21 protein-coding genes are annotated in these 23,701 nt (G+C 63.3%); 7 read left to right on the top strand and 14 right to left on the bottom strand.

The window, feature by feature from the left end; genetic code table 11:
• The first annotated feature begins 146 nt into the window (after positions 1–146).
• Genes DDT93_RS08740 through DDT93_RS08730 form a run of 3 tightly spaced genes read left to right on the top strand, consistent with a single transcriptional unit; the run spans position 147 to position 4,261 of the window.
• Positions 147–1,133: a glycosyltransferase family 2 protein gene (locus tag DDT93_RS08740; RefSeq protein WP_109465410.1), complete on the top strand. Its 987-nt coding sequence runs from the start codon at positions 147–149 to the stop codon at positions 1,131–1,133.
• Positions 1,130–2,827 (top strand): DUF5927 domain-containing protein, encoded by a 1,698-nt coding sequence (locus tag DDT93_RS08735; protein ID WP_109465409.1) that lies wholly within the window; start codon positions 1,130–1,132, stop codon positions 2,825–2,827. The genes DDT93_RS08740 and DDT93_RS08735 overlap by 4 nt, the downstream gene beginning before the upstream one ends.
• A gap of 45 nt (positions 2,828–2,872) precedes the next feature.
• Entirely contained in the window at positions 2,873–4,261 is a 1,389-nt protein-coding gene (locus tag DDT93_RS08730; RefSeq protein ID WP_109465797.1) for a nodulation protein NodH, read from the top strand.
• A gap of 5 nt (positions 4,262–4,266) precedes the next feature.
• On the opposite strand, the gene DDT93_RS08725 is transcribed toward DDT93_RS08730, so the two are convergent.
• The 9 genes from DDT93_RS08725 to DDT93_RS08685 all read right to left on the bottom strand — a co-directional run bounded on the left by DDT93_RS08725 (position 4,267) and on the right by DDT93_RS08685 (position 11,531).
• Positions 4,267–4,731 (bottom strand): PTS sugar transporter subunit IIA, encoded by a 465-nt coding sequence (locus tag DDT93_RS08725; protein ID WP_109465408.1) that lies wholly within the window; start codon positions 4,729–4,731, stop codon positions 4,267–4,269.
• Positions 4,732–4,776: 45 nt separating this feature from the next.
• Complete coding sequence (hpf, locus tag DDT93_RS08720; RefSeq protein ID WP_109465407.1) at positions 4,777–5,349, bottom strand: ribosome hibernation-promoting factor, HPF/YfiA family; 573 nt, start codon at positions 5,347–5,349, stop codon at positions 4,777–4,779.
• A gap of 253 nt (positions 5,350–5,602) precedes the next feature.
• The gene (lptB, locus tag DDT93_RS08715; RefSeq protein WP_109465406.1) at positions 5,603–6,361 is read right to left on the bottom strand and encodes an LPS export ABC transporter ATP-binding protein; all 759 of its coding nucleotides are present in this window, start codon (positions 6,359–6,361) and stop codon (positions 5,603–5,605) included.
• Positions 6,361–6,864: a lipopolysaccharide transport periplasmic protein LptA gene (lptA, locus tag DDT93_RS08710; RefSeq protein ID WP_109465405.1), complete on the bottom strand. Its 504-nt coding sequence runs from the start codon at positions 6,862–6,864 to the stop codon at positions 6,361–6,363. The genes lptB and lptA overlap by 1 nt, the downstream gene beginning before the upstream one ends.
• Before the next feature lie 3 nt (positions 6,865–6,867).
• On the bottom strand, positions 6,868–7,467 hold the full coding sequence (locus tag DDT93_RS08705; RefSeq protein ID WP_109465404.1) for a hypothetical protein: 600 nt from the start codon (positions 7,465–7,467) through the stop codon (positions 6,868–6,870).
• 19 nt (positions 7,468–7,486) lie between these two features.
• On the bottom strand, positions 7,487–8,449 hold the full coding sequence (locus DDT93_RS08700) for a KpsF/GutQ family sugar-phosphate isomerase (protein ID WP_109465403.1): 963 nt from the start codon (positions 8,447–8,449) through the stop codon (positions 7,487–7,489).
• Positions 8,446–9,060, bottom strand: a complete 615-nt coding sequence (locus DDT93_RS08695; protein WP_109465402.1) for a ribonuclease D — start codon at positions 9,058–9,060, stop codon at positions 8,446–8,448. The genes DDT93_RS08700 and DDT93_RS08695 overlap by 4 nt, the downstream gene beginning before the upstream one ends.
• A gap of 162 nt (positions 9,061–9,222) precedes the next feature.
• Entirely contained in the window at positions 9,223–10,272 is a 1,050-nt protein-coding gene (locus DDT93_RS08690) for a TRAP transporter substrate-binding protein (RefSeq protein WP_109465796.1), read from the bottom strand.
• Positions 10,273–10,340: 68 nt separating this feature from the next.
• On the bottom strand, positions 10,341–11,531 hold the full coding sequence (locus tag DDT93_RS08685; protein ID WP_109465401.1) for a cytochrome P450: 1,191 nt from the start codon (positions 11,529–11,531) through the stop codon (positions 10,341–10,343).
• A gap of 132 nt (positions 11,532–11,663) precedes the next feature.
• Between DDT93_RS08685 and DDT93_RS08680 the strand changes: the two genes are divergently transcribed.
• From DDT93_RS08680 to DDT93_RS08670, 3 genes are all read left to right on the top strand, one after another.
• Positions 11,664–12,578, top strand: a complete 915-nt coding sequence (locus DDT93_RS08680; protein ID WP_198654807.1) for a LysR family transcriptional regulator — start codon at positions 11,664–11,666, stop codon at positions 12,576–12,578.
• A gap of 146 nt (positions 12,579–12,724) precedes the next feature.
• A complete protein-coding gene (locus DDT93_RS08675) occupies positions 12,725–13,597 on the top strand; it encodes an amidohydrolase family protein (RefSeq protein WP_109465399.1) in 873 nt (290 codons plus the stop codon).
• Between the two features lie 165 nt (positions 13,598–13,762).
• Positions 13,763–16,765 carry a methyl-accepting chemotaxis protein gene (locus DDT93_RS08670; protein ID WP_198654806.1) on the top strand — a complete coding sequence of 1,001 codons (3,003 nt, stop codon included), beginning with the start codon at positions 13,763–13,765 and terminating at the stop codon, positions 16,763–16,765.
• Positions 16,766–17,123: 358 nt separating this feature from the next.
• Here the strand turns inward: DDT93_RS08670 and DDT93_RS08665 are convergent, their stop codons facing one another.
• From DDT93_RS08665 to DDT93_RS08645, 5 genes are all read right to left on the bottom strand, one after another.
• Entirely contained in the window at positions 17,124–18,239 is a 1,116-nt protein-coding gene (locus DDT93_RS08665; RefSeq protein ID WP_109465397.1) for a flagellar basal body P-ring protein FlgI, read from the bottom strand.
• Complete coding sequence (locus tag DDT93_RS08660; protein WP_109465396.1) at positions 18,236–19,243, bottom strand: flagellin; 1,008 nt, start codon at positions 19,241–19,243, stop codon at positions 18,236–18,238. The genes DDT93_RS08665 and DDT93_RS08660 overlap by 4 nt, the downstream gene beginning before the upstream one ends.
• 3 nt (positions 19,244–19,246) lie before the next feature.
• A complete protein-coding gene (gene flgK / locus DDT93_RS08655) occupies positions 19,247–20,698 on the bottom strand; it encodes a flagellar hook-associated protein FlgK (protein ID WP_109465395.1) in 1,452 nt (483 codons plus the stop codon).
• A gap of 37 nt (positions 20,699–20,735) precedes the next feature.
• Positions 20,736–22,037, bottom strand: coding sequence for a flagellar hook protein FlgE (locus DDT93_RS08650; RefSeq protein ID WP_109465394.1), 1,302 nt, complete (start codon positions 22,035–22,037; stop codon positions 20,736–20,738).
• A 105-nt stretch (positions 22,038–22,142) separates the two neighbouring features.
• Positions 22,143–22,988, bottom strand: coding sequence for an OmpA/MotB family protein (locus DDT93_RS08645; RefSeq protein WP_109465393.1), 846 nt, complete (start codon positions 22,986–22,988; stop codon positions 22,143–22,145).
• Between the two features lie 231 nt (positions 22,989–23,219).
• Between DDT93_RS08645 and DDT93_RS08640 the strand changes: the two genes are divergently transcribed.
• Positions 23,220–23,654: a MarR family winged helix-turn-helix transcriptional regulator gene (locus DDT93_RS08640; RefSeq protein WP_109465392.1), complete on the top strand. Its 435-nt coding sequence runs from the start codon at positions 23,220–23,222 to the stop codon at positions 23,652–23,654.
• Positions 23,655–23,701: the final 47 nt, after the last annotated feature.

Genomic DNA, 23,701 nt, shown 5'->3' with positions numbered 1-23,701 from the left:
CCTGCACCTTGTAACAGAATATAAATTCATTGATTTTCTACTGGGATGGCAGTCGGCGGCAAAACGCCGAACCGTGTTAGTCGGGCAGGCCGATCGACGCGGCGAAACGTTTGGGCAACACGGTGGGTATTTGGGACTCTTATCGGATGCGGTTGCGCCGGCGTCGCCGGCTGATCCGGGCTGTCCGTAAGTCATTCGAACTCAAGACCGTCCAGAACCACACGGCAAACATCCGCCCCGGCGACGTGCTGCTGGTTTCGACCATGCGCAACGAAAAGGTCCGCCTACCCTACTTCCTGTCCTACTACCGCGACCTCGGGGTCGGGCACTTCCTCTTCGTGGACAACGACAGCGACGACGGCACGCTCGACTACCTTGCCGGGCAGGAGGACATTTCCGTCTGGTCCACGGGCGCAAGCTACAAGCGGTCCGCCTTCGGGGTAGACTGGGTGAACTGGCTGAACCGGCGCTATGCCCACGGGCACTGGACGCTTGTCGTCGATCCGGACGAGTTCTTCGTCTACCCCTTCTGTGATACCCGGCCGATCCCGGCGCTGACAGACTGGCTCGACAACTCGGGGCTGCGCAGCTTCTCGGCGATGCTGATCGACGTCTATCCCAAGGGCAGGCTCGACCAGCAGGTCTATCTCCCGGGCCAGAACCCGCTCGAGATTGCCTCGTGGTTTGACCCGGGGAACTACACGATCAAGAAGAACGACATCTACGGCAACCTCTGGATCCAGGGCGGGCCGCGCGCGCGGATGTTCTTTGCCGACCGGCCGGCCAAGGCCCCCGCGATGAACAAGATCCCGCTGGTGAAGTGGGACCGGCGCTTTGCCTACATCAGCTCGACCCACGCGCTGCTGCCGCGCGGGCTGAATTCCGTCTACGAGGAATGGGGCGGCGAAAAGGCGTCGGGCGCGCTGCTCCATGCCAAGTTCCTGAACACCTTCGCCGCCAAGGCGCAGGAGGAACTGGAGCGGGGCCAGCACTACTCCGGCTCGGTCGAGTACAAGGCCTACGCCGCCGCGATGGAGACGCACCCGGACCTGTGGTGCAAGTGGTCCGAGAAATACATCAACTGGCGCCAGCTCGAAATCCTCGGTCTCATGTCCAAGGGGAACTGGGCATGACCGTCGGCATCGTCATGCTGGTCCACACCTCGCTGGACCGCGCCGCCCAGGTGGCCCGGCACTGGACCGCCTCGGGCTGCCCGGTGGTGATCCACGTGGACAAGGCGGTCCCGCGCAAGACCTATCAGGCCTTCCGCGCCGCCATCGAGAAAGACCGGCTGATCCGCTTCTCCAAGCGTCATCGCTGCGAGTGGGGGACATGGGGCATCGTCGCCGCGTCGCAGTCGGCCTCCGAGATGATGCTCGCCAGTTTCGAACAGGTGCGCCACGTCTACCTCGCCTCGGGCTCGTGTCTGCCGCTGCGCCCGGTTCAGGAGCTGATCGACTACCTTGCCGCCCGGCCCCAGACCGACTTCATCGAAAGCGCAACCACCGCCGACGTGCCCTGGACAGTCGGCGGGCTGGACGAAGAGCGCTTCACCCTGCGCTTCCCCTTCTCGTGGAAGAAGCGCCGCGCGCTGTTCGACCGCTGGGTGAACATCCAGCGCAAGATCGGATACCGGCGCCGCATTCCGGCCGGGCTGACCCCGCACATGGGCAGCCAGTGGTGGTGCCTGACCCGCCAGACTCTCTCGGCCATTCTCGAAGACCCGGACAGGCCGCGCCACGACAAGTACTTTCGCAGGGTCTGGATCCCGGACGAGAGCTATTACCAGACTCTCGCGCGGCTCTATTCCCGCAAGATCGAGAGCCGCTCGCTGACGCTCAGCAAGTTCGACTATCAGGGCAAGCCGCACATCTTCTACGACGATCACCTCCAGCTCCTGCGGCGGTCGGACTGTTTCGTTGCCCGCAAGATATGGCCGGGGGCGAACAGGCTCTATCATGCCTTCCTGACGGACGAGCGGGGCGCGATGAAGAAAGCAGAGCCTAATCCGGGCAAGATCGACCGGATCTTCGCCAAGGCGGTGGAACGGCGCACGCGCGGCCGCCCCGGCCTCTATATGCAGAGCCGCTTGCCACGGCAGGGTTGGGAGAACGGGATCACCGCCTATCCCTATTCGATGTTCCAGGGCTTCGACGAATTGTTCGAGGATTTCGGCGGCTGGCTGAACCGGATCACCGGGACGCGGGTGCACGGGCATCTGTTCTCGCCCGAACGGGCACAGTTCTCGGGCGATTACACCGTGATGAACGGGGCGCTCAGCGACAGCGCCAAGCTGCGCGACTATGACCCCGAGGGGTTCCTGACCAACCTGATCTGGAACACCCGGGGCGAACGGCAGTGCTTCCAGTTTGGGCCGATGGACCATCAGGGCGTGAACTGGCTGGTGGCGCGCGACCCGAACGCGCAGGTTTCGGTCATCACCGGCGCATGGGCGGTGCCCCTGTTCAAGTCCAACCGGAACTTCGGCGAGATCCGCAAGGAGGCCGCCCGGCTGCAACGGGTCGAGAGCGAGCACCTCGGCATCCTGCGCTCCACTTGGGCCAAGGCGAACATCCGGATCTGGAGCATGGCAGATTTCGTCGACAGCCCGATGGAGCCGTTGCAGACCATCATCGAGGAAACCGGGACCTTGCGGCAGCGCCGTCTGGCCGAGGTCCCGCGCATGGTCGATCTCGACGGGTTCGGCCAGTTCCTGCAGAATCTCAAGAACCAGGGGATGCACCCCTATCTGATGGGCGATTTCCCGGTCGAAAGCGGACCGGAGAGAAAGCCGAAACCGCCGCGTAGACCCTACGTGGTGCGCTAAGACCCGGAGTTCGTGGTGTTCGACTACTTTATCGTACTGGCCGAGATGCGGACCGGCTCGAACTTTCTCGAGACCAACCTGAACGCGCTGGACGGCGTGCAATGCCACGGCGAAGCCTTCAATCCGCATTTCATCGGCTACCCGAACCGCACGGACCTGCTGGGCCTGACGCAGGACGCGCGAGACCGGGATCCCGCCCAGCTGGTCGAGGCGGTGAAAGCCGCGCCGGGGCTGAACGGTTTCCGCTTTTTCCACAACCATGATCCGCGGGTGCTGGAACTGGCCTTGGCCGACCGGCGCTGCGCCAAGATCATCCTCACGCGCAACCCTCTGGACAGCTACGTGTCGCTTAAGATCGCGAAGGCGACCAACCAGTGGAAGCTGACGAACGTGCAGCGCCGCAAGGACTCCCTCGCCGAATTCGACGCCCTCGAATTTGCCGAGCATGTGACCAGGCTGCAGGCCTTCCAGGTGGAGGTGCTGCACAGGATGCAGACCAGCGGGCAGACGGCCTTCTACGTGGCTTACGAGGATCTGCAGGACATCGACGTGATGAACGGCCTTGCGGCATGGCTGGGGTCCGAGTCCCGGCTGGAGAGCCTTGACCAGAGCCTGAAGGTGCAGAACCCGGGATCAGTGACCGAAAAGGTCTCTAACCCCGAGGAAATGGAGCAGGCGCTCGCCGGTCTCGACCGGTTCAACCTGACCCGCACGCCGAACTTCGAGCCGCGCCGCGGCGCCTCCGTGCCCAGCTACATCGGTGGCGCCACGGCCCCGCTGCTGTTCCTGCCGGTGCCGGGCGGGCCGGTGGATTCGCTGCGCGACTGGCTGGCTGCGCTCGACGGTGTCTCCGCGGACGATCTGCACGTGAGGATGAACCAGAAGCAGCTGCGGCAATGGAAACGCAAGCGGACCGGCCATCGCAGCTTCTCCGTGCTGCGCCATCCTCTGGCGCGCGCGCACGAGGTGTTCTGCCGCCGGATCGTGGCGACCGGCCCGGGCAGCTACGACAAGATCCGCGATACTCTGCGCCGCCAGTTCAAGCTGCCGCTGCCGGAAGGGGCCACCGACGCCTCCTATGGCGCGGATCAGCACCGCGACGCGTTCCACGGGTTCCTCGAGTTCGTCAGGGCAAACCTTGCCGGGCAGACCGCAATCCGTGTGGATGCCGCATGGGCGACGCAGGCGACCATCGTCAGCAGCTTCGCCGACTTCATCCTGCCCGATCACATCCTGCGAGAGGATGAACTGGACGAGGCGCTGGGCGCACTCGCCTCAAAGGTGGGATACCCCCAGGCACCCGCTCCGATGGCCGAGGCAGAAACCGGACCCCACACGCTGAAGTCGATCCACGACAAGGACCTCGAAGACCTTGCCGCCGATGTCTACCAGCGCGATTACGTGATGTTCGGGTTCGGTCCTTGGCGCACCTGACCGCCTCAGGCGGCCTGCACGGCGTTCGGCGTCGTCAGCAGGGTATAGAGCGTCGCCGGATCGGGGTTGGCCCGCAGCTTGCTGCAGAGCGCTGTGTTGCGCAGCGTCCGCGACACCAGTGCCAGTGCCTTCAGATGCTCGACCCCGGAATCTTCCGGCGCGAAAAGCGCAAAGGCGAGGTCGACCGGCTGACGGTCCACCGAGCCGAAGTCCAGCGGCTTCTCCAGAAGAACGAATGCGCCCACGACCTCGTCGAGGCCGGACATGCGGGCATGCGGCAGCGCGACCCCGTGACCCACACCGGTGGGCCCCAGGCTCTCGCGTTCCAGCAGCGCCTCGACAGTCGTCGAACTATCCAGATGATAGACCGACTGGGCGACATCCCCGATCTCTTGGAACAGGCGTTTCTTGCTGGAGGCCGCGGCAAAAACCTTCACGGCCTCCGGTCTTAGGATGCTCGAAAGCTCCATATGTTCAGTGCTCCACTGGCGGGCGCCCGCGTGGCGGGACCGGCCTCAGTCTTGCAAACGTGGTTCGATCCAGCCGATGTTTCCATCCTCCCGGCGGTAAACCACGTTCAAACCCTTTTTCCCCTCGTTCCGGAAGATCAGCACTGGGGCGCCGGCCAATTCCATCTGCATGACCGCTTCGCCGACAGACAACGAAGGTATCTGCGTCTCCATTTCAGCAACGATGATTGGCTGAAGCGATTCCGGCTCGTCGTCAGACTGCTCTTCCGCGGCGAGGATATACGAGGACGCGCCCAGGAGTTCAACAGGTTCCGCGCGTTCGCGATGGTGGTCCTTCAAACGCCTCTTATAGCGGCGCAATTGCTTGTCGAGCTTCTCTGCGCAGCTTTCAAATGCCGCGTATATTTCGGTGTCATGCGCCTTGGCGGCCGCGTTCAGCCCGGACGACAGGTGTATGGTGGCCTCGCAAACATACTCGTGGGCCGATTTCGAGAAGATAATGTTCGCGTCGGTCGGACGACCGGCATACTTCTGGACGGTCTCGTCCAGCGTGGTCTGTACGTGGGTCTGAAGCGCTTCGCCAATGTCGATCTGTTTGCCGCTGATTTGGTAACGCATGTGTGCTCCTTCACGTCATGCATCCGCGCGCGCGCCGCGGGTGCGGCGCAGCGCCTCAAGTTCGGATGCGGGGGAATGGGATTGCGATGGGAAGCAGGCGGTCGGGCCTGTCACATAAGGCCGTTCCACGCGTTGCAATAGCCCATGCATTCACCATACCTCAATTGAGGCACTGCGGCGGGCTGCTGTCAACGAAAAGCGGTTGAGCGTCGGCACGATTCCGCATCGAATCCGCCATAACTGTCCCGGAAACCTAGGAAATACGGAAATTGTCGCCCAGGTAGACCCGTCGCACGTTCTCGTTCTCGACGACTTCGCTGGGCGTCCCCGACATCAGCACCTGGCCATCGTGCAGAATGTAGGCGCGATCCACGATCTCCAGCGTCTCGCGGACGTTGTGGTCGGTGATCAGCACCCCGATTCCCCGCGTCTTGAGGTCCGCGACGAGGTGACGGATGTCGTTGACCGAGATCGGGTCGACCCCCGCGAAGGGTTCGTCGAGCAGCAGGTACCGCGGTTCGGCCGCGAGGCAGCGCGCGATTTCGACCCGCCGCCGCTCGCCGCCGGACAGGGCGAGCGCGGGTGCACGGCGCAGGTGTTCGATGGAAAAGTCCGACAGCAGCTCTTCCAGCCGCTCGCGCCGCTTCGACTTGTCGTTGTAGGTGATGTCCAGAACCGCAGAGATGTTGTCTTCGACGCTCAGGCCTCGAAAGATCGACATTTCCTGCGGAAGATAGCCGATTCCCAGCCGCGCCCGGCGGTACATCGGCAGGTTGGTCACGTTGACCCCGTCGATCATCACGCGGCCCGCCTCGGGAAACACGAGCCCGGCGATGGCATAGAAGGATGTCGTCTTGCCGCTGCCGTTGGGCCCCAGCAGCGCCACGACCTCGCTCCGCTGCAGCGACATCGTCACGTCACGGATCACCACCTTCTTGCGGTAGGACTTGCGCAAATGCTGGATGCGCAGACCGGAGTCGCCTTCGGTCACGGTGAGCTTCGGGGTCGCCATCAATTGTTGCCGTTGTTGCCGTCGGGGTTCAGCACGGTTTTGACGCGGCCGGTCATCTGCGCGGTTCCGCTCGTCAGGTTTACGGTCATGGCCTGCGAGGAGATCACATTGGGCCCCTGGTTCAGCAGCACGTTGCCGGTCATGACGATCACGCCCGAGGCAATCGTGTATTCGGCGCGGTCCGCCTCGGCGGCGTCCTCGCCGCTCACCAGCACGACGTCACCCGTCGCCTCGAGCCGGTCGATGGCCTTTTCGTCCTGGCTGTAGATCACCAGCACCCGCTTGGCCGAGAGTTTCATGACCCCCTGCGAGATCAGCACGTTGCCCTGGAACTCTGCCGAGCCGTCTTCTTGGTTCACGTCCAGCTGGTCCGCGGTCACCTCGACCGGCTGGCTGGGATCGGCCTTGGTATTGCCAAAGGCGACATTCGTCGTCTGGGCGCTGGCGGGCAGGGCCACCAGTCCGAGACACAGGCTGAAAATCAGGGCGCCAATCGGGTTCAAAGTCTATTTTTCCGTCTCTTTGGGGCGATATATCAGCTTTACACCGTCCTTGAAAAGAACATGCAGAGGTCCGTCCTCGGTATTCGGGCCAAATTCCATCTGTCCGGCGGTGATATCGCCGAATGGCCCGGTGCCGGTGATGGTCCCCGGAGAGTTGCCCTGGATGCCGTCCAGCACGGTGTAGAGCTGGTCCGTCCGCACCTCGATCCCGGTGGAGGACTGGAACAGGACGTTCCCGGAGAAGGTCGCGGCCTTGCCGTCCATGTCCACGCTGGCGAGGTCTGAATCGAGGGTAATCAGCTCCCCGCGCGAGGTCGTGAGCTTGGCATTCACCTCGTTTGCCTCGGCCGGCTTGTCGGGGCCGCCCGGGCGCGCGACGGCGGCGCTAAAGACGATTTCCTCGCCCTCCGCCGTGGTGCCCGAGAAGAACGGGCCGGTGATCTGCTGGTCGCGCAGGCGGTCGGCCACCTCGTCCTCGGCAAAGGGGATGGTCGCCTCGAAGTTCACGCCGCGCGAAATCAGGAACAGGGTCGCAAGAATGGCCAGCGCGGCCAGGGGCAGCAGCACTTTGAAGAAGCCGACGATCCGGGAGTGGGAATCCATCGCGCTCGCCCCTGCCATGTCAGCCCAGACCGGCGCGCAGGCAGTCGTGGATATGCAGCAGCCCGAGGGCCGGTCCGCCGTTGTCGGTCACGAATAGACAGGTGATCTTCTTCTGGTTCATGATCGCCACGGCCTCTTCGGCCAGGGCATCCGGGCCGATGGTCGTGGGAGAGGCGGTCATCACCTCGCCGGCCGTATGCTCCAGAAGCCCCGCCATCTTGCGACGCAGGTCACCGTCGGTGATGATCCCGACAAGGGTGCCATCCGTGGCGGCGACGCCCGCAACGCCAAAGCCCTTCTGACTGATCTCCAGCAGCGTGTCGCTCATCGGGGTCTCGGCCCCGACCAGCGGCAACGCCTCGCCCGAGTGCATCAGGTCGCGGACCTTCGACAGGCGCGCGCCCAGCTTGCCGCCGGGGTGGAAGTCGCGGAAGTTCTCTGGCCGGAAATCGCGGTACTTCATGATCGCGATCGCCAGCGCATCGCCCATCGCAAGGGTGAGGGTGGTCGAAATCGACGGCACCATGCCGAACCCGCAGGCCTCGCCCGCGTTCGGGATCAGCAGGTGCGCATCGGCCTGAGTCATCAGCGTGCTCTCCGGACGGCTCGACAGTCCGATCAGCGGAATGCCGAAACGCCGGGTGTAGGACAGCAGGTTGGCAAGTTCGGGGGCCTCGCCCGAGTTCGAGATCGCCAGCACCACGTCGCCCTTGGCGACCATGCCAAGGTCGCCGTGGCTCGCCTCGGCCGGGTGCACGAAATGCGCGGGTGTGCCGGTGCTGGCCAGCGTCGCGGCGATCTTACGGCCGATGTGGCCGGACTTACCGATACCGCTGACGATGATCCGCCCGGTGGCCGAGAGCACAAGCCGCACGACCTCGGCAAATTCCTTGTCGAGGTGATCCGCCATCAGGTCGAGCGCGCGGGCCTCATCGAGGATGACCTGGCGCGCCGTGGCGAGGAATGTCTCTGTTTCGGTCATGAGTGCGCAAAAATGTCGATTTCGGGCCAGCCGGCAAGGTCCAGCCGCGCCCGCGTGGGCAGGAAGTCGAAACAGGACTGCGCAAGCTCGGTGCGGCCCTCGCGGGCCAGCATCTCGTCAAGCCGGTCCTTCAGCTTGTGCAAGTGAAGCACGTCCGAGGCCGCATATTCAAGCTGGGCGTCGGTCAGGGTCTCGGAGCCCCAGTCGCTCATCTGCTGCTGCTTGGAGATATCGAGCCCGATCAGCTCCTGCGTCAGGTTCTTGAGCCCGTGGCGGTCGGTATAGGTCCGCACCAGTCGGCTGGCGATCTTGGTGCAATAGACCGGCGCGGCCAGTGCGCCAAAGGCGTGGTACATGGCGGCGATGTCGAAGCGGCCGAAGTGGAACAGCTTCAGCGTGTTCGGATCGGTCAGCAGCTTGCAGAGGTTGGGCGCCTCGGTCTGCCCCTTGGCGACCTGGATGATATGGGCATTGCCGTCGCCGTCCGACATCTGGATCACGCAAAGCCGGTCGCGCCACGGGTTCAGGCCCATCGTCTCGCAGTCGATGGCGACCACGGGGCCAAGTTTCAGCCCGTCGGGCAGGTCATTCTGGTAGAGGTGGTTCGCCACGCCGGGATCCTTCGCATCATGCGCATTTGCGGGTATTTGAGCCGAGATAGGCGTTTTGCGGCGTGAACTCAACTGGCTAGGGTCCGGCCCTCGGCAAAGGTGCGCTGCAACGAAAGACGCCCCGGCGCAGGGCCGGGGCGTTTCCTCGTGATCAGCCGGCGGTCAGCCGCCGTGCTTCTCGATCAGCGCGCGGGCCTGTTCGATCAGCGCCGCGCCGTCGATGCCCTTGCCGTCCATGTCGGCGATCCAGCGATCGACCACCGGCTGCGCCTTTTCCTTCCAGCGCTCGATCTCGGCAGTGTCAAGCTGCACGAACTCGGTGCCGTTCTTCTCGGCGATGTCCCGGCCGGGCTTGTCCTGCTCGAACATGACCTCGGCGGCAAAGCTCGACAGCTTCTGGCCGGACTCCGCGTCGATGATCGCCCGCAGGTCCTCGGGCAGAGACTCGTACTTGGCCTTGTTCATCACCGTGACGATGGTCGCGGTATAAAGCGCTTCCTTCGAGTTGGTGAACTCGGTCGCGTGATGCACCAGTTCCGAAAGCCGGATCGCGGGCGTCACCTCCCACGGGATCACGGTCCCGTCGATAACACCCTTCGACAGGGACTCGGGGATCGCCGGCAGCGGCATGCCGACCGGGGTCGCGCCCAGTTCCTTCAGCATGTCGGTGATCACCCGGGTCGGGCCACGCACCTTCAGGCCCTCCATGTCCTCCAGCGTGCTGACGCCGTCACGGCTGTGCACCACCCCTGGGCCATGCACCCATGCGCCAAGGACATGCACGTCCTTGTACTCGTTGTCCTTGAGATCTGTTTCCACCAGCTCCTGAAACGCCTGCGCGGTGGCGATGGGGTCGGTCATCATGAACGGCAGTTCAAAGACCTCGGTGCGCGGAAAGCGCCCCGGAGTGTAGCCGACCACCGTCATGATGATGTCGGCGGTGCCGTCGATGGCTTGGTCCATCAGGCTCGGCGGCGTGCCACCCAGCGCCATGGCATCGTAATGCTCGATCTTGATCCGGCCGTTCGAGGCCGTTTCGATCCGCTCTGCCCAAGGCTTCAGGATCATCTTCGGCACGGTGGCCGGTGGCGGCAGGAACTGGTGCAGCCGCAGCGTCACCTCCTGTGCCTGAGCGACACCCGTCATCGGCCCCAAGGCCGTAAGGACGGCCAGCGTCGCCGCGGCCCCCTTCAGCAGGTTGCGTTTCCTCATCATTCCCTCCCGAGTGATGGCGCGTCTCTCCCTCGCGCCTATTGGTCTCTGCTTTGCCTTGTTAGGCCCTAGTTCAGTGTCACCGGCAGAGACAGCGGCCCCCTGAATCCGAACCCCCAGAACTGCACCTTCTCCGGTTCCGGCAACGCCATGTCGGGGAAGCGGTCATAGAGCATGGGCAGCATGATGTCGGCCAGCATCCGGCGGGCGATATGTGTGCCCTGGCAGAAATGCGGCCCGTTGCCAAAGGCCTGATGCGGCGTCTTCGGACGGAAGATGTTGTAGAGATGCGGATCCTCGTAGAGATCCTCGTCATGGCAGGCCGAAGCCTGAACGGTCATCACGATATCGCCCTTGGGGATGAAGTGCCCCCGTATCTCGGTATCTTCCATCACCCGGCGCGAGCTCGCCTGGATCGGCGCCACCCAGCGCACCCCTTCCTCGAATGCCTGCCCCCAGAGCCCGTCACGCTTGGCGGCCTCGTTCTGGTCGGGGTTGGTAAGCAGCCCGTAGAGGATGGTCAGCAGCGCATCGCGCGGCTCGTTGATCCCGCCGCCGATGGCGATCTTGATGTTGGCATAGATCTGCGACATCGGGATCGGCGTCTCGGCGTTCACCATGACCGACAGGGCCGAGGCATTGGGGTCCTTCAGATGCCGTTCGATGGCCCGGGCAAACAGCGCGTCCATCTCGTCGTTCGCCGCATCGCACTTGTCGAACAGGTCCTGCCGGTAGCCAAAGTTGCCGGCGCCGTCGATCAGGGTCTGACTCCAGCGTTCCATGTCGGCGTCGCTCGATTCCTCGATCCCCAGAAGGTGTTTGAGGCACCGCGCGGCGAAGGGCGCGGCGAGTATCTTGAACAGGTCGACTGTCTCGCCCCGCGGCAGCGAGTCGACGAAATCGCGGGCGATGCCCTCGTAGATCGGTTGCCAGCAGGCCTTGATGTTGCGCCCGGTAAAGGTCGGCGCCATCGCGTTGCGCTCGGCGAGGTGCTCTTCGGCGTCCTTGCGCATCAGGGTGTGGGCGCGAAAGGCCCGCTCCATCGGCGTGGTCGGATCGTCCGAACTGAACAGCGCGGGCGTCTCCTTCACATACTTGGTATCCTCCGCCTTGGTCAGCATGGTCCGGTTGATCGACCGGACGGTCAGAACCGGCGCCTCGGCCCGAAGCCTGCGGTAGATACTGTATGGATCCCGTGTCAGCTGCTCGATCGTGATCGACTCGTCGATCGGCGCGCGCGTCTTCAGCGTTGTCGTCATCGCTGCTCCTCCCCAAGAACTGCGATCCAAGCCTAGAAAGCCCGAAACCATCCCGCAATCCGATGGGATGAATGGACAACATCGAGAATTTCGATAAGCTCTGCGCACATGTTCAGGCGAGGGGAGGAGAGCTTGGGCACACGGATCGACCCTGCGTCGCTTGATTTCGCGGCGCTCAGGACCCTGCGCATGGTGCATGCGCTCGGATCCTTCACGCGCGCGGCCGAGAGCCTCGGCCTGACCCAGTCCACCGTCAGCTATACCATCGACAGGCTGCGCAGCGCCTTTGGCGACCCGCTCTTCGTGCGGCAGGGCGGCGGCATCGTCGCCACCGACCGCTGCGACGAGATCGTGACCTCCGTCGCCCGGATCGCCGATGACTTCTCGGCCCTGCTGGAGCCACCCGCTTTTGACCCTAACAAGGCCGATACGCAGGTCACCCTCTCGTGCAACTACTACGAACGGCTGCTGATCCTGCCGGGCCTGCTGCGCATCCTCCGCAAGAAGGCGCCGGGCATGCGGCTCAATATCCTGACCTCGACCGTGCTGGGCAAGGGCCAGCTGGACAGGGGAGAGAGCGACCTGCTGATCAGTCCGGTGCCCATCGAGGACAACAGCTTTTACCGCCGCCGCCTGCTGCAAGAACATTCGGTCTGCGTGATGTCGCCCGACAACCCGCTTGCCGGACAGGAGATAGACGAGGCGACCTACCTCGCCGCACCCCATGTCACGGTGATCTACGGCGGCACCTGGCAGTCGCGCTTCCTCGTCGAGCTCGAGGCGCGTGGGCTGGCGCTGAACGAGATCCTCCGTGTCCCGAGCCCCGCCGCCGTGCCCCGCATCCTCAGTGGCACCGACCTGATTTCGACCCTGCCCAGCCGTATAGCCCGGGCCTTTGGCGACGAGTTGCACAGCACCGCCTGCCCCTTCGCGGGGACCTTCGACATCTACCTCTACTGGAACGCGCGCACCCATCACTCGGCGATGCACAGCTGGCTCAGGGCGCAGATCGCCGACCACGTGATTGCCGGGGGAGAAATCCGTTAGCACCGGCGCACCTGTCAGCGTCGTGCCGTGAGTATTTAGTGAGAAAAGATGCAGGCCCGTGGCGCGAACCGGCGCCGGGACGAAAAGCCCATTTGACATTCCCGCCTATCTGCGCACGATCCGCCCCGACCAAGGGAGGACCATTCGTGATCGATCTAGCCAAAGTCCGTGCCATCGATTTCCACACCCACGCGGAAGAGCCCTGCGGCTGCCATTCCGACGACGGCTACGACGATCTGCAGACCGCGATGGCCAAGTACTTTGGCGCGCCGTGGCAGCATCCGCCCACCATCGAGCAGACGGCGGCGCACTACCGCGAGCAGAACATCGCGGCGGTGATCTTTCCCGTCGATGCGGAGCGCGAGACGGGCTATCGCCGCTACAAGAACGAGGAAGTGGCGGAACTGGCGGCCCAGCATTCCGACATCCTGATCCCCTTCGCCTCGATCGACCCTGCCAAGGGCAAACTGGGGGCGCGCGAGGCGCGAAACCTGGTCGAGAACTACGGGGTTCAGGGGTTCAAGTTCCACCCGACGATGCAGGGGTTCTACCCCAATGACCGCATGGCCTACACGCTCTACGAGGCCATCGCCGAGACCGGCAAGCCGGCGCTGTTCCACACCGGCCAGACCGGGGTCGGTTCGGGCATGCCCGGCGGCAACGGGATGCGGCTGAAGTACTCCAACCCGATGTATATCGACGATGTCGCGGTGGATTTCCCGGAAATGCCGATCATCCTCGCGCATCCCTCCTTCCCCTGGCAGGAAGAGGCGCTGTCGGTGGCGCAGCACAAGCCCAATGTCTACATCGACCTCTCGGGATGGTCGCCCAAGTACTTCCCGCCGATCCTCGTGCGCTACGCCAACACGCTGCTGCGCAAGAAGATGCTGTTCGGGTCCGACTGGCCGATGATCGCGCCCGAGAAATGGCTGGATGCCTTCGACAAGGCCGATTTCCGCGACGAGGTGCGCCCGCTGATCCTCAAGGACAACGCGGCGAAGCTGCTCGGCCTGTCCTGAGCGACAATACCGACAAATGTTCGTAAATTCCGGACGGGGTCCTGCCCCGTCCGTCCCTGCGTGGCTGGCGCGATAGGGGGAGTTTACGGCCCATAAATGAATTCCGTTTAGGCGATGAAACGCGGCCGGGAGAGGTCCGCGTTCCATCAACCGGAGTTCCCGACGGTGAAGAGCCTTGCCAGCATCCGCATAATCTACAAGCTTCCGGCCGCCATGATGGCCATAACCTCCATCGCGGTGATCGCGACGATGGCCGTCGCCTTCCTGCAATCCGCCTCGGTGGTCACGGGCGAGGCCAGGCACCGGATGTCGGCGGTCGCAAACGACCAGGCCGGGCGAATTCTCGATCTTGTTGCGGGCATGGCGCGCGACCTCGAACTGCAGGCGCAAAGTTCGCAGTCGATGGATGCGCTGCAGGCTTTCTCGACTTCGTTCCAGTTCATGCAGGATCCGGAACAGGTGCTGGGCGACCGGTTCGTGACCGGCAACCCGCACGCGCCGCAGGAACGGGCCAAGATGGTCCTCGGCGGGGTGAACGACCCCTACGACCGGGCCCACGAGCGGTTTCATCCCGTGCTCGCGCGGCTGATGCGGACCATGGGCTATGCCGATATCTACCTCGTCGATACCGGTGGCAACGTTGTCTACAGCGTCGCCAAGCAGGCCGAGTTCGCCACCAACCTGCAAAGCGGCACCTGGCGCGGCTCGGGGCTGGGCCGCGTCGTGCGCGAGGCGCTGGACGGTGGAGAGGGTGAGCCCCCGGCATTCGCCGATTTCGAACGCTACGCCGCGGTGGACGGCGCGCCCTCCGCCTTTATCGCGCGGCCGATTTTCACGCTGGAGGGCCGCCCGCTTGGCGCCATCGCCTACCGGATTCCCATCGGCAAGCTCAACCAGTCCTTCCAGAACCTCGTCGGTCTCGGCAAGACCGGGGAGGTTTATGCCACCGGGCCCGACGGGCTGTTGCGCGCCGATTCCGTGACAGAGCGTCAGAGCCAGCTGATGTCCGAGAAGATCGCGAACCCGGCCATCGAGGCAGCGCTTTCGGGTCAGACGGGCATGGCCGAGATGACAAACCGTATCGGTGTTGCCGTCCTCGCAAACTACCGGAGCCTTGATGTCCTCGGGACAAGGTGGGCGCTGGTGACGATGGAGAGCGTCGCGGAACTCTATCAGCCGGTCACGGAAATGCGCCGCAACTTCGTCCTCATCGGCGGGGGCACACTGGTGCTCGCAGCGCTGATTTCCTTCCTCCTGTCGCGCGGCATGTCGCGCCCGCTCTCTGCCGTGGGTCAGGTCATGCGGCGCATTGCCCACAAGGATTACGACGTCACCGTGCCGGCAGCAGACCGCGGCGACGAAATTGGCGACATTGCCAAGGCACTCGAAAACTTCCGCCACTCCCTGATCGAGGCCCGGGAGATCGAGCGCGATTCGGCCTTCAAGAGCTCCGCCTTCGAGACCGCGTCCTCGGCGATGCTCATGGTCGACGAGGATTTCAACCTCATCCTGATGAACGACGCGATGGCACAGACCGTCGAGGAACGGATCAAGGATTTCTCCGAGCTCACCGGATGCAGTGCCGCGCAGGATCTCATCGGCCAGAACATGGACAATTTCCACGAGGTCCCCGAGCAGGTTCGCAGGCTGCTGGCGCATCCAGATGCCCTGCCGATGAAGACCGTGATCAAGATCGGCCAGACCTTCTTTGCCCTGACGATAAACTCGGTGACGAACAAGTCGGGGGAGCGGCTGGGCATGGTGATCGAGTGGAAGAACGAGACCAAGTCGCTCAGGGATTCGACGATCATCGCCGCCCTCGACAACAGCTCCGCGAGGATCGAGGTCACCGAGGAAGGCCGTGTGCTGTGGGCGAATGCCTATGTGTGCAATCATGCCGACCTTAAGGTTCATGACCTTGTAGGACGAAATGCCAGCGACCTTCTCGAATTCCGGCCATCTCATGGAGAACAGGGCGCGACCATCATCGACATGATCCGTTCGGGCGAAACCGTGGTCGGCGATTTCCTGCTCCGACTGCCGAACAAGACGATGCTGCTCGACGCCACCCTAGCGCGCATGTCCGATCCAAAGGGCAAGCCGAACGGTATGGTTCTTGTCGGCAATGACGTCACCGACGAACGGCGGCGGATCGAGGAGGGTGAACAGCAGCGCGCCCATGCCGAAGCTGCCCAGAGTCTGGTGGTGGACCATCTTCGCGAGGGGCTGACACGGCTGTCGCAGGGAGATCTCACCGTCGAGCTCAGCGAAGAATTCGCGCCCGAATACGAACAGCTTCGCCTCGACTTCAATATGGCGACCGCCAAGCTGCTGGAAGCCATTCGCGGCCTGATCGAGAGCGCCGCGTCGATCAACGCGGATTCCAACAACATCAGTGACGCCACGCAGGCGCTCTCGAAGAAGACCGAGACACAGGCGGCAACGCTGGAAGAGACCGCTGCTGCCCTCGATCAACTCACCGGTTCGGTTCAGAGTGCCGCCGGTGACGCAACCAACGCAGCGCGCATGGTGACCGAAACCCGCGAAAACCTGCAGACCAGCGGGGGCGTTGTCCATGAAGCCGTCGGAGCCATGGGCGAAATCGAAAAGTTCTCCAACGAGATCTCCAGCATTTCGGGAGTCATCGACGAGATTGCTTTCCAGACCAACCTGCTCGCTCTCAACGCAGGTGTGGAAGCTGCACGCGCCGGCGACGCCGGTCGCGGCTTCGCAGTCGTCGCCTCCGAGGTGCGCGCGCTGGCCCAACGATCGTCGGATGCCGCGCGCGAGATCAATTCACTGATCTCGTCGAGCAGCGCTCAGATCAAGAAGGGCGTCACGCTGGTAAGCCAGGCAGGAGACGTCCTGAGCAAGATGATGGCATCGGTCACGCAGATCGCCGACAGTGTCGAAGGCATCGCCGATGGCGCAACGGTGCAGTCTCAGGGTCTGCAGGAAATCAACTCCGCTGTGACGCAACTCGATCAGGTCACCCAGCACAACGCCGCGATGTTCGAACAGACAACGGCCGCGAGTGTGGCATTGGCGAAGGAAGCCCACTCCCTGACCCGGACAATGGCCCAGTTTCAGATTGCGACGGATGACGCGGCAGAATCGGGGATCAAAGGACGAGACCAGGCGCAGCTGCGGGTTGTTCACGGGGAGTGAGGTGAGGGCGGTTTTGAGGTCCGTTAATGCCGAATTCGCCGAGCTGATTGCTCTCTGACGCCTCTAGAGGGCGCTGGTAACCGCTAACTCGTGATCGAACATGATGTATTGGACAGCGGGTGGATCCCGAACTTCTAGCAGCTGGCGGGATCGGACGAGCCGAGCACGATTTCGACAGTGTCCAAGCAAGCGCCGATAGACCCGCAACATAGTAGACACGGTCAAGAAGTGCTATCTGAGAGGCCGTAAGCTCTGAAGGCTTGCTATGGATCCACCACCATCACGCGGTCTTTTCGCAGGACGATTGATTGCTAGGTATCCGTCCCGTCGCTAAAAACAGGATAAGATCTCGCCGCCGTTATCGAACGACAAAGTCAGCATGAAGAGCTCCCGCGGCCTTCAGGCTCTTCAGAATGTCAATCATGTCACGTGGAGAAACACCGAGAGCATTCAGGCCGGCAACAACCTGAGAAAGCGATGTACCTTCCGGAATTTCCGCGAGCGAAATGCCTGGATTCTCTTCGATAGCTGCCCGAGTTCGGGGTACGACGATGGTCTCTCCATCCGCAAAGGGATTCGGTTGCGCGACCAAGGGCGTCTCCTCAATGCGGAGTGTCAAATTGCCTTGAGAGACCGCGACGCGCGACAAGCGTACGTCGTCTCCCATGACGATGGTTCCCGAACGCTGATCGACCACGACCCGAGCCTTCCGCTCTGGTTCCACGAGGATGTTCTCGATCCGACCGATCGCATGGGCCGTCGAGGTCATACGAGTGGCCGGGACACTGACCTCGACGGTCCCGGAATCCCGCATGATGGCGACCGGCCTCCTGAAGCTCTCGTTGATCGCGATCTCTATGCGTACTGCCGTCGTAAAGTCCGGATCTCTCAAAGCCAATCGCACCGTAGTCAGGGAGGACAGATCGAATTCGATTTCGCGTTCAACGCGGGCGCCCGACGGAATCGTGCCGGATGTCGGTACACCCTGCACAACTCGCGCAGCGTCGCCTTCCGCAGCCGCCCCACCCGCTAGTATCGACCCTTGAGCGACTGCGTAGATTTGGCCGTCGGCAGCATTCAAAGGAGTCATGATCAGTGTTCCGCCGAGCAGGCTATCCGAATCCCCAATCGCAGAGACACTCACGTCGATTTGGCTCCCGACCCGGGAAAAGGCTGGGAGCGTCGCGGTGACAAGAACAGCGGCTACGTTTTTTGGTCGAAACTGTTCACCTGTGACATTGACGCCCAGTCTTTCGAGTATATTCGTCATTATTTCTTCGGTGAACGGTGCATTTCGCAGGCCATCTCCGGTGCCATCGAGGCCGACGACAAGTCCATAGCCAACGAGATCGTTGCCTCGCACCCCGTCGAATTCGACCAGGTCTTTGAGTCGGACGGGGCCGCAGATGACAGGGCCCGCAAGCGTCAGCGCCCCGAGAAAAATGCAACAGGTAGCCAAACGCTTGGACGTCATTCCAGGAATCTCACCATAGATAGCTGAGCATTTCGAACGGTGACGGCGTAGAGGCTTTCGAGCTGGAATTGAGCATCTTCGAGCCAGGTCGCCGTTTCGTAGGGGTCGGCCTCAAGCAGCGTCGCACGTGAGATCTCGAATCCCGACCTTGCTGCCTGGTTGCGTGCCGTGGCCTGCTCCACTCGGGATTGGACGAATCCCAGATCGGATCGAAGCGCCGCAAGAGCTTCCTGGCCGGAAAGGAGTTCTTCACCGCTTTTCCGCAAGAGGTCATTCTGAGTGTCGAGGTCAAATCCGAGAGTGGTGTCGTTGGCGAGAGCGCTCAGGGCGAGATTGCGCAGCAAATCCTTCAAGGTCTCGTTATCGGCCATTATGGACATCGAGACGGTTTGTCCCGGTGCAAGCTGCAAGGGTGCCAGGGCCGAGTTGCCCCCGGCGTAGGCGGTTGCACGGAAGCCGGCCGGGTCGTCGAACCACGCGGTGGCGGCTGTTCTGATATCGTCGGGATCACTGAGGCCGCTGATAGCCGACTCTAGCCCATTCAGGAGGGTTTCGACATCGGCGAGCGGAGCGATGTCGGTGCTTACACCACCAAAGATCGTGCGGCCGGCAATCGTGGTGTTGAGAGCGGCGATTGTGCTTTCGAGGTCAGTTCGCGCCCGAGCGGCGCCGTGATCCAGAATGGATTGCAGATGGGTTGGAACGCTGGCAATCAGGTCGGTAGCGAAAGCAGAGGTCACATCCTGTACGCGTTCGAGACTGGATTGTGCTGCGTCTGTGAAAATCCGCGCTTCTGTGTTGGCAACGGCGTAGCCGTCGAGCTGGGCAAGCCTATGATTGATGTCATTCAGGTAGGAATAGTCGCCGCCGACACGAGAGGTGACATCGCTGACCTGGCCCGAGCTGAGTTCCAGGGTCAGGCGGGAGATAGTTTGCTTCAGCGCTGTGCTCCGGCTGCGGAGCATCAGGCTCTGTGCAAGGTCGCCGATGGAGGTGACATTCATGATTCACAGCCTCAACAGGGTTTGCATCAGTTCATCGACGACTTCGAACATTCGGGCATTGGCCGCGTAGGCCTGTTCGATCAGCATCAACCGGGCCAGTTCCGCATCGGTATCTACTCCCTGCGCCAGCTCGATTTCCTGCATTTCGGTTTGGCTGGCGGAGGCAAAGGCGAGGCGTTGTTCGGCAACGGTGGACTGCTGAGAGAGGCCGGACATGAACGAGGCGGTGACTTGATCTGCCGTGAGCAGCCCGGTTCCGAAGTTGCCCGAACCGGGCGCGCGGGCTGTGGAAAGAGCCGCCTGCAAGGACTGCAGCAATGTAGCATCGCCGGAAGGGCCCGCAGAGATCGCGCCGAGGCCATCGCGCAGGCGCCAGCTGGCGCCTCCATTCTCGGTATCGACCGCGCCGTTCACGGCGATGCGACCGGCCAGTCCAACCTCGAGCGTTGGATCGAAGGCATCGCCATTATCGGTGAAAAGCCCGGGGTCGCCGGTTGCCCTTGTAGAGTCCAGCCCGGCGTCTTCGAAGCGCTCGACTAGATCGCGTGCAAGGCTGTCGAGCTCGGCTTGGGTCTCGACGGAGAGTTCGTCACGCAGTTCGAAGAGGGCGGCGAGCGAGCCGCCGCGCAGGGCGCCACCGGAGCTGTCGGTGCGCAGGAAGCGTCCGTTCATTTCGAGCCCGGAGAGACCGCCGCCTTCGAGAGTCATCTCGGCGACAATGGTGTAGCTGCGGGAAAAGGTGATGGTGGCCGGCAACCCGTCGAGGAGCATGACACCTCCGTCGGTATAGAGAGCGATTTGCCCATGATCGCGCTCGACCATGTTTATCGGGGCGATCTCGTTGATCTCGTCGACGAGGGCCTGGCGCTGATCCATCAGCGAGGCGGTGGCGCCGCCGCCCGAAATGGTCGCGGTGATCCTGGTGTTGAGTTCGCGTACCTCGATCAAGGCCTCGTTCAACCGGTCGACCTGAATGTCGATCTGGCGGTCGGCCTCGCTGCGCATTGACTGGATGGTATCGGTCGCCTCGTTGAGCAATTGCGCAAGGTCCTTGGCCTTCAATACTGCGTCGTCCAGTCGCTGGACGCTGCTGGGCAGACTCGCGGCAGCGATCAGGCTGTTGTCGAAGGCGGCGAGCCGGGCGGCGAGCGAATTCTCGTCGGTGGAGTCGCCAATCACGCTGCCGAGGCGGCTGTGGAACGTGGACAGGACCTGAGCGTTGGCTAGGGTCGCATCCGCATCCCGGCGGTTGGCCAAGATACCCGGGTCGACGTGGCGCTCGATCCCCAGAACCCGGACGCCCGGGCTGACATCGCTTTGCGAGTCGAGGATGATGGAGCGCCGCGCGTAGCCTGGGGTCAGGGCGTTGGCGATGTTTTCCGACACTACGCCCGAGGCTCGGCTGGCAGCGGTCAGCCCGCTGAGAGCTGCGTGTAGCGCGAGTGAAAGTGTCATGCCTGCAACTCCTATTTCTGTGAGCTGACCTCAGGGGTCAGCGTTTGATGTTGGTGGTTTCCTGCAGCATCTCGTCGACGGTCTGGATCACCTTGGCGTTCGAGGAGTAGGAGCGCTGGGTCTCGATCATGTTGGTGAGTTCGGCGGCCACATCGGTGGCGGATTCCTCGCGTGCGTAGGAGACGATGTCGCCGGTCGGGCCGTCACCGGCATCCCAGAGGAAGTATGTGCCGCTCTCGGGTGAGGGCATGTAGGTCTGCTGGTCGAGGGCGACCATGCCGTTGGGGTTTGGCAGGTCGACAAGGGGAACCTGGTAGATGATCCGGGTGATGCCGGTATCGAAGTAGGCGTGGACCATGCCGTTGGCGTCGATCTCGACATTGGTCATGTTGCCGACCGGGGTGCCGTCCTTGATGATCGAGACGGGGGCGAAGGTATCGGAGAGCTGGGTGATCCCGTCGCTTTCGCCGATCATGCCGATGTCGATCTCGATGGGTCCGCCATCGACCGTCACGATCAGCGTGCCGGTGCTGGTGTCGTAGGTTCCGCCGGAGACCGTGGTGACCGAGGCAAGGGTGCCGCCCAGTGCGCGGCTGTTGTCAAAGGTCATGACATATTCGCCGACCACCGCGTTGCTGAGGGCGGAATCGGTGATCACCATCGTCCATTCGTTCGAGGCGCCGCTGGCGGGCACCGTGGGGGTGAAGGTGATGCCGAGGCTCTCTGATGTGCCGAGATTGTCGAAGTATTCGATCGAGAGTTCCTGCGTCGTGCCGCTGGAGGTGGCCTCGGTCTCGGTCGCGGGCAGGTTCACGCCCAGGGACATGCTGGTCGTCGGTTCGCCCGAGAACTGGTTCACGTTGATCTGAACCGGTTCCAAACCTTCGGAGGTGTCGCGCGGGAAGGTCGAGATGGTGCCGTCGGGCTCGGCCGGCCAGCCCAGCAGGACGAGGCCGGAATCGGTGGTGAGATACCCCTCGGAATCGGTGCGGAACGACCCCGTGGTGGTCAGCAGCATGGTCAGCGAACCGTTGTCGGCGGCGACCTCGGAGGCGGTGGCCACGGGCAGCATGCCCCGGCCCCGGACCGCCATGTCGGTGGCGTTGGAGGTGGAAACCAGCGGGCCACGTTCGTCGATCAGGCGGGAGGAGGTCGAGCGCACGCCGCCCGCGGAGTAGTTGCCGCCCGAGGCGGAGATCACCATCGAGTGGAAATCCGTCTGAACCCTCTTGTAGCCAAAGGTCGAGGAGTTGGCGATGTTGTCCGAGATCGATGCCAGCTTGTTCGCGTTCGCGGTGAGACCCGCGATTCCGGCATTGAGGGAGGAGGACATGGACATGAAGTGGCCTTTCCAAATCTGCGGCTGAACCTGCCCACAGTGCTAAGGCCCTCGCCTTAACGTCGCGCTAACAGATAAAATGTTGCCTAGATCTCCCGCGCCCGCTCATCGCCGTTGGGTGCGCAGCAGGGTGATCTCCACCCGCTCGTTGCGCGGCGCCATCGTGTTGTCGGTCGCGGGCGCGCGGTCGGCGTGGCCGGTCACGCGCTTCAGCCTCGCAGCGACGGTGCCCCCGGCCTCCATCAGCAGCCTTATGCGCTGGGCGCGGTCGGTGGACACGTCCCAGACCGGGTTGCGGGCCAGCACCACGGGGTTCGAGGGCACGTGCCCGTCAATCGCGATGCCGTTGCCGACCAGCGAGGAAACGCGGGCGATCATCGCCACGAGCTCGCGCATCAGCTGGGTGGGCTCGCTGCTTCCCGCCTCGAACAGAGCCGCTTCGGGGCGCGCGAAAAGCTCGATGATCAGGCCCTCGTCGGTCACCCGGGTCACGATGTGGCGCAGGGCCTCCTCGCTGACCATGCTCTCGCCGCTGCGGCCGGTCATCGCCTCTTCCAGCGCCTTGAAATCCTCGTCCTCCGCAGCCTGTTCGGCGCTGGTCTCAAGCCCGGTCTCGCCCCGCGACTGGCGGCTCTCGGTGGTGTAGGCCGTCGAGCCGCCGGTGCCGTCGTTCTTCTGGGAATCCTCTGAAAACAGGCTGTCGCCGCCGAAGGGATTGTCGCTCCCGTCCGACATGCGGTGAATCGGGACAGTCGGCGCAAAGTAGTCGGCCAGGCCCTTTCTCTGTTTCTCGCTCGTCGCGTTCAGCAGCCACATCAGCATGAAGAATGCCATCATGGCGGTCACGAAGTCGGCGTAGGCGACTTTCCAGGCTCCGCCGTGGTGGCCGTCGCCGGTCACCTTCTTCTTGCGCTTGATGATGACCGGCGCGGCATTCGGCTGCGCAGCCATGTTCTCCACCTTTCGATCCACCCGGCCAGAGGGATAGCACGAGGGCGTTAAGCAGGCCCTAATGCCTGGATTTGTGTCGAATACCGGTGTTGAGAGGAGGCGACGGACCGGAAGGACACACCTTGGCTGCCCGCAAGTGGTAGTGGCGCCACGTGATAGACAGGGCGGCAGCGCCGGACTACGCTTTTGCAAATGACGGGCCGAACGGCCGCTTACGGAATGCACTTGCGAATGCCAGACCCAGACGACGCCGTACCGCCCTATGTTCTTGACGATCAGATCGGGTTCCTGTTGCGGCTTGCGAACCAGCGGCACACGGCGATCTTCCAGAAGCAGATGCTGCAGGATCTCACGCCGATGCAGTTCTCGGCCATGGTCCGGCTGCTGGAGATCGGCGAATGCTCCCAGAACGAGCTGGGGCGGCAGGTCGGGATGGATATTGCGACCACCAAGGGGGTCGTGGACCGGCTCCGCGCCAAGGGGCTGATTGACGCGCGGCCAGACCCTTCGGACAAGCGCCGCGCGCTGCTGTCGGTGGCGGAAGAGCATCTGGGCCTGCGCGCGCCGCTCCACGCGGCGGGGCATGCGATTACCGATGCGACCCTCGCGCCGCTGAGCAAGGCAGAGCGGGCCAAGCTGCTGCAGCTGATCCGCAAGCTGACCTGAGGCCCGGCCGCCGTCTGCCGGTTTTCGCCGCGATTGCGGCGATGGGG

Source organism: Albibacillus kandeliae, assembly GCF_003116585.1.
GTDB classification, from domain to species: Bacteria; Pseudomonadota; Alphaproteobacteria; order Rhodobacterales; family Rhodobacteraceae; genus Albibacillus; species Albibacillus kandeliae.
This window is presented reverse-complemented; position numbering and strand designations above follow the sequence as displayed.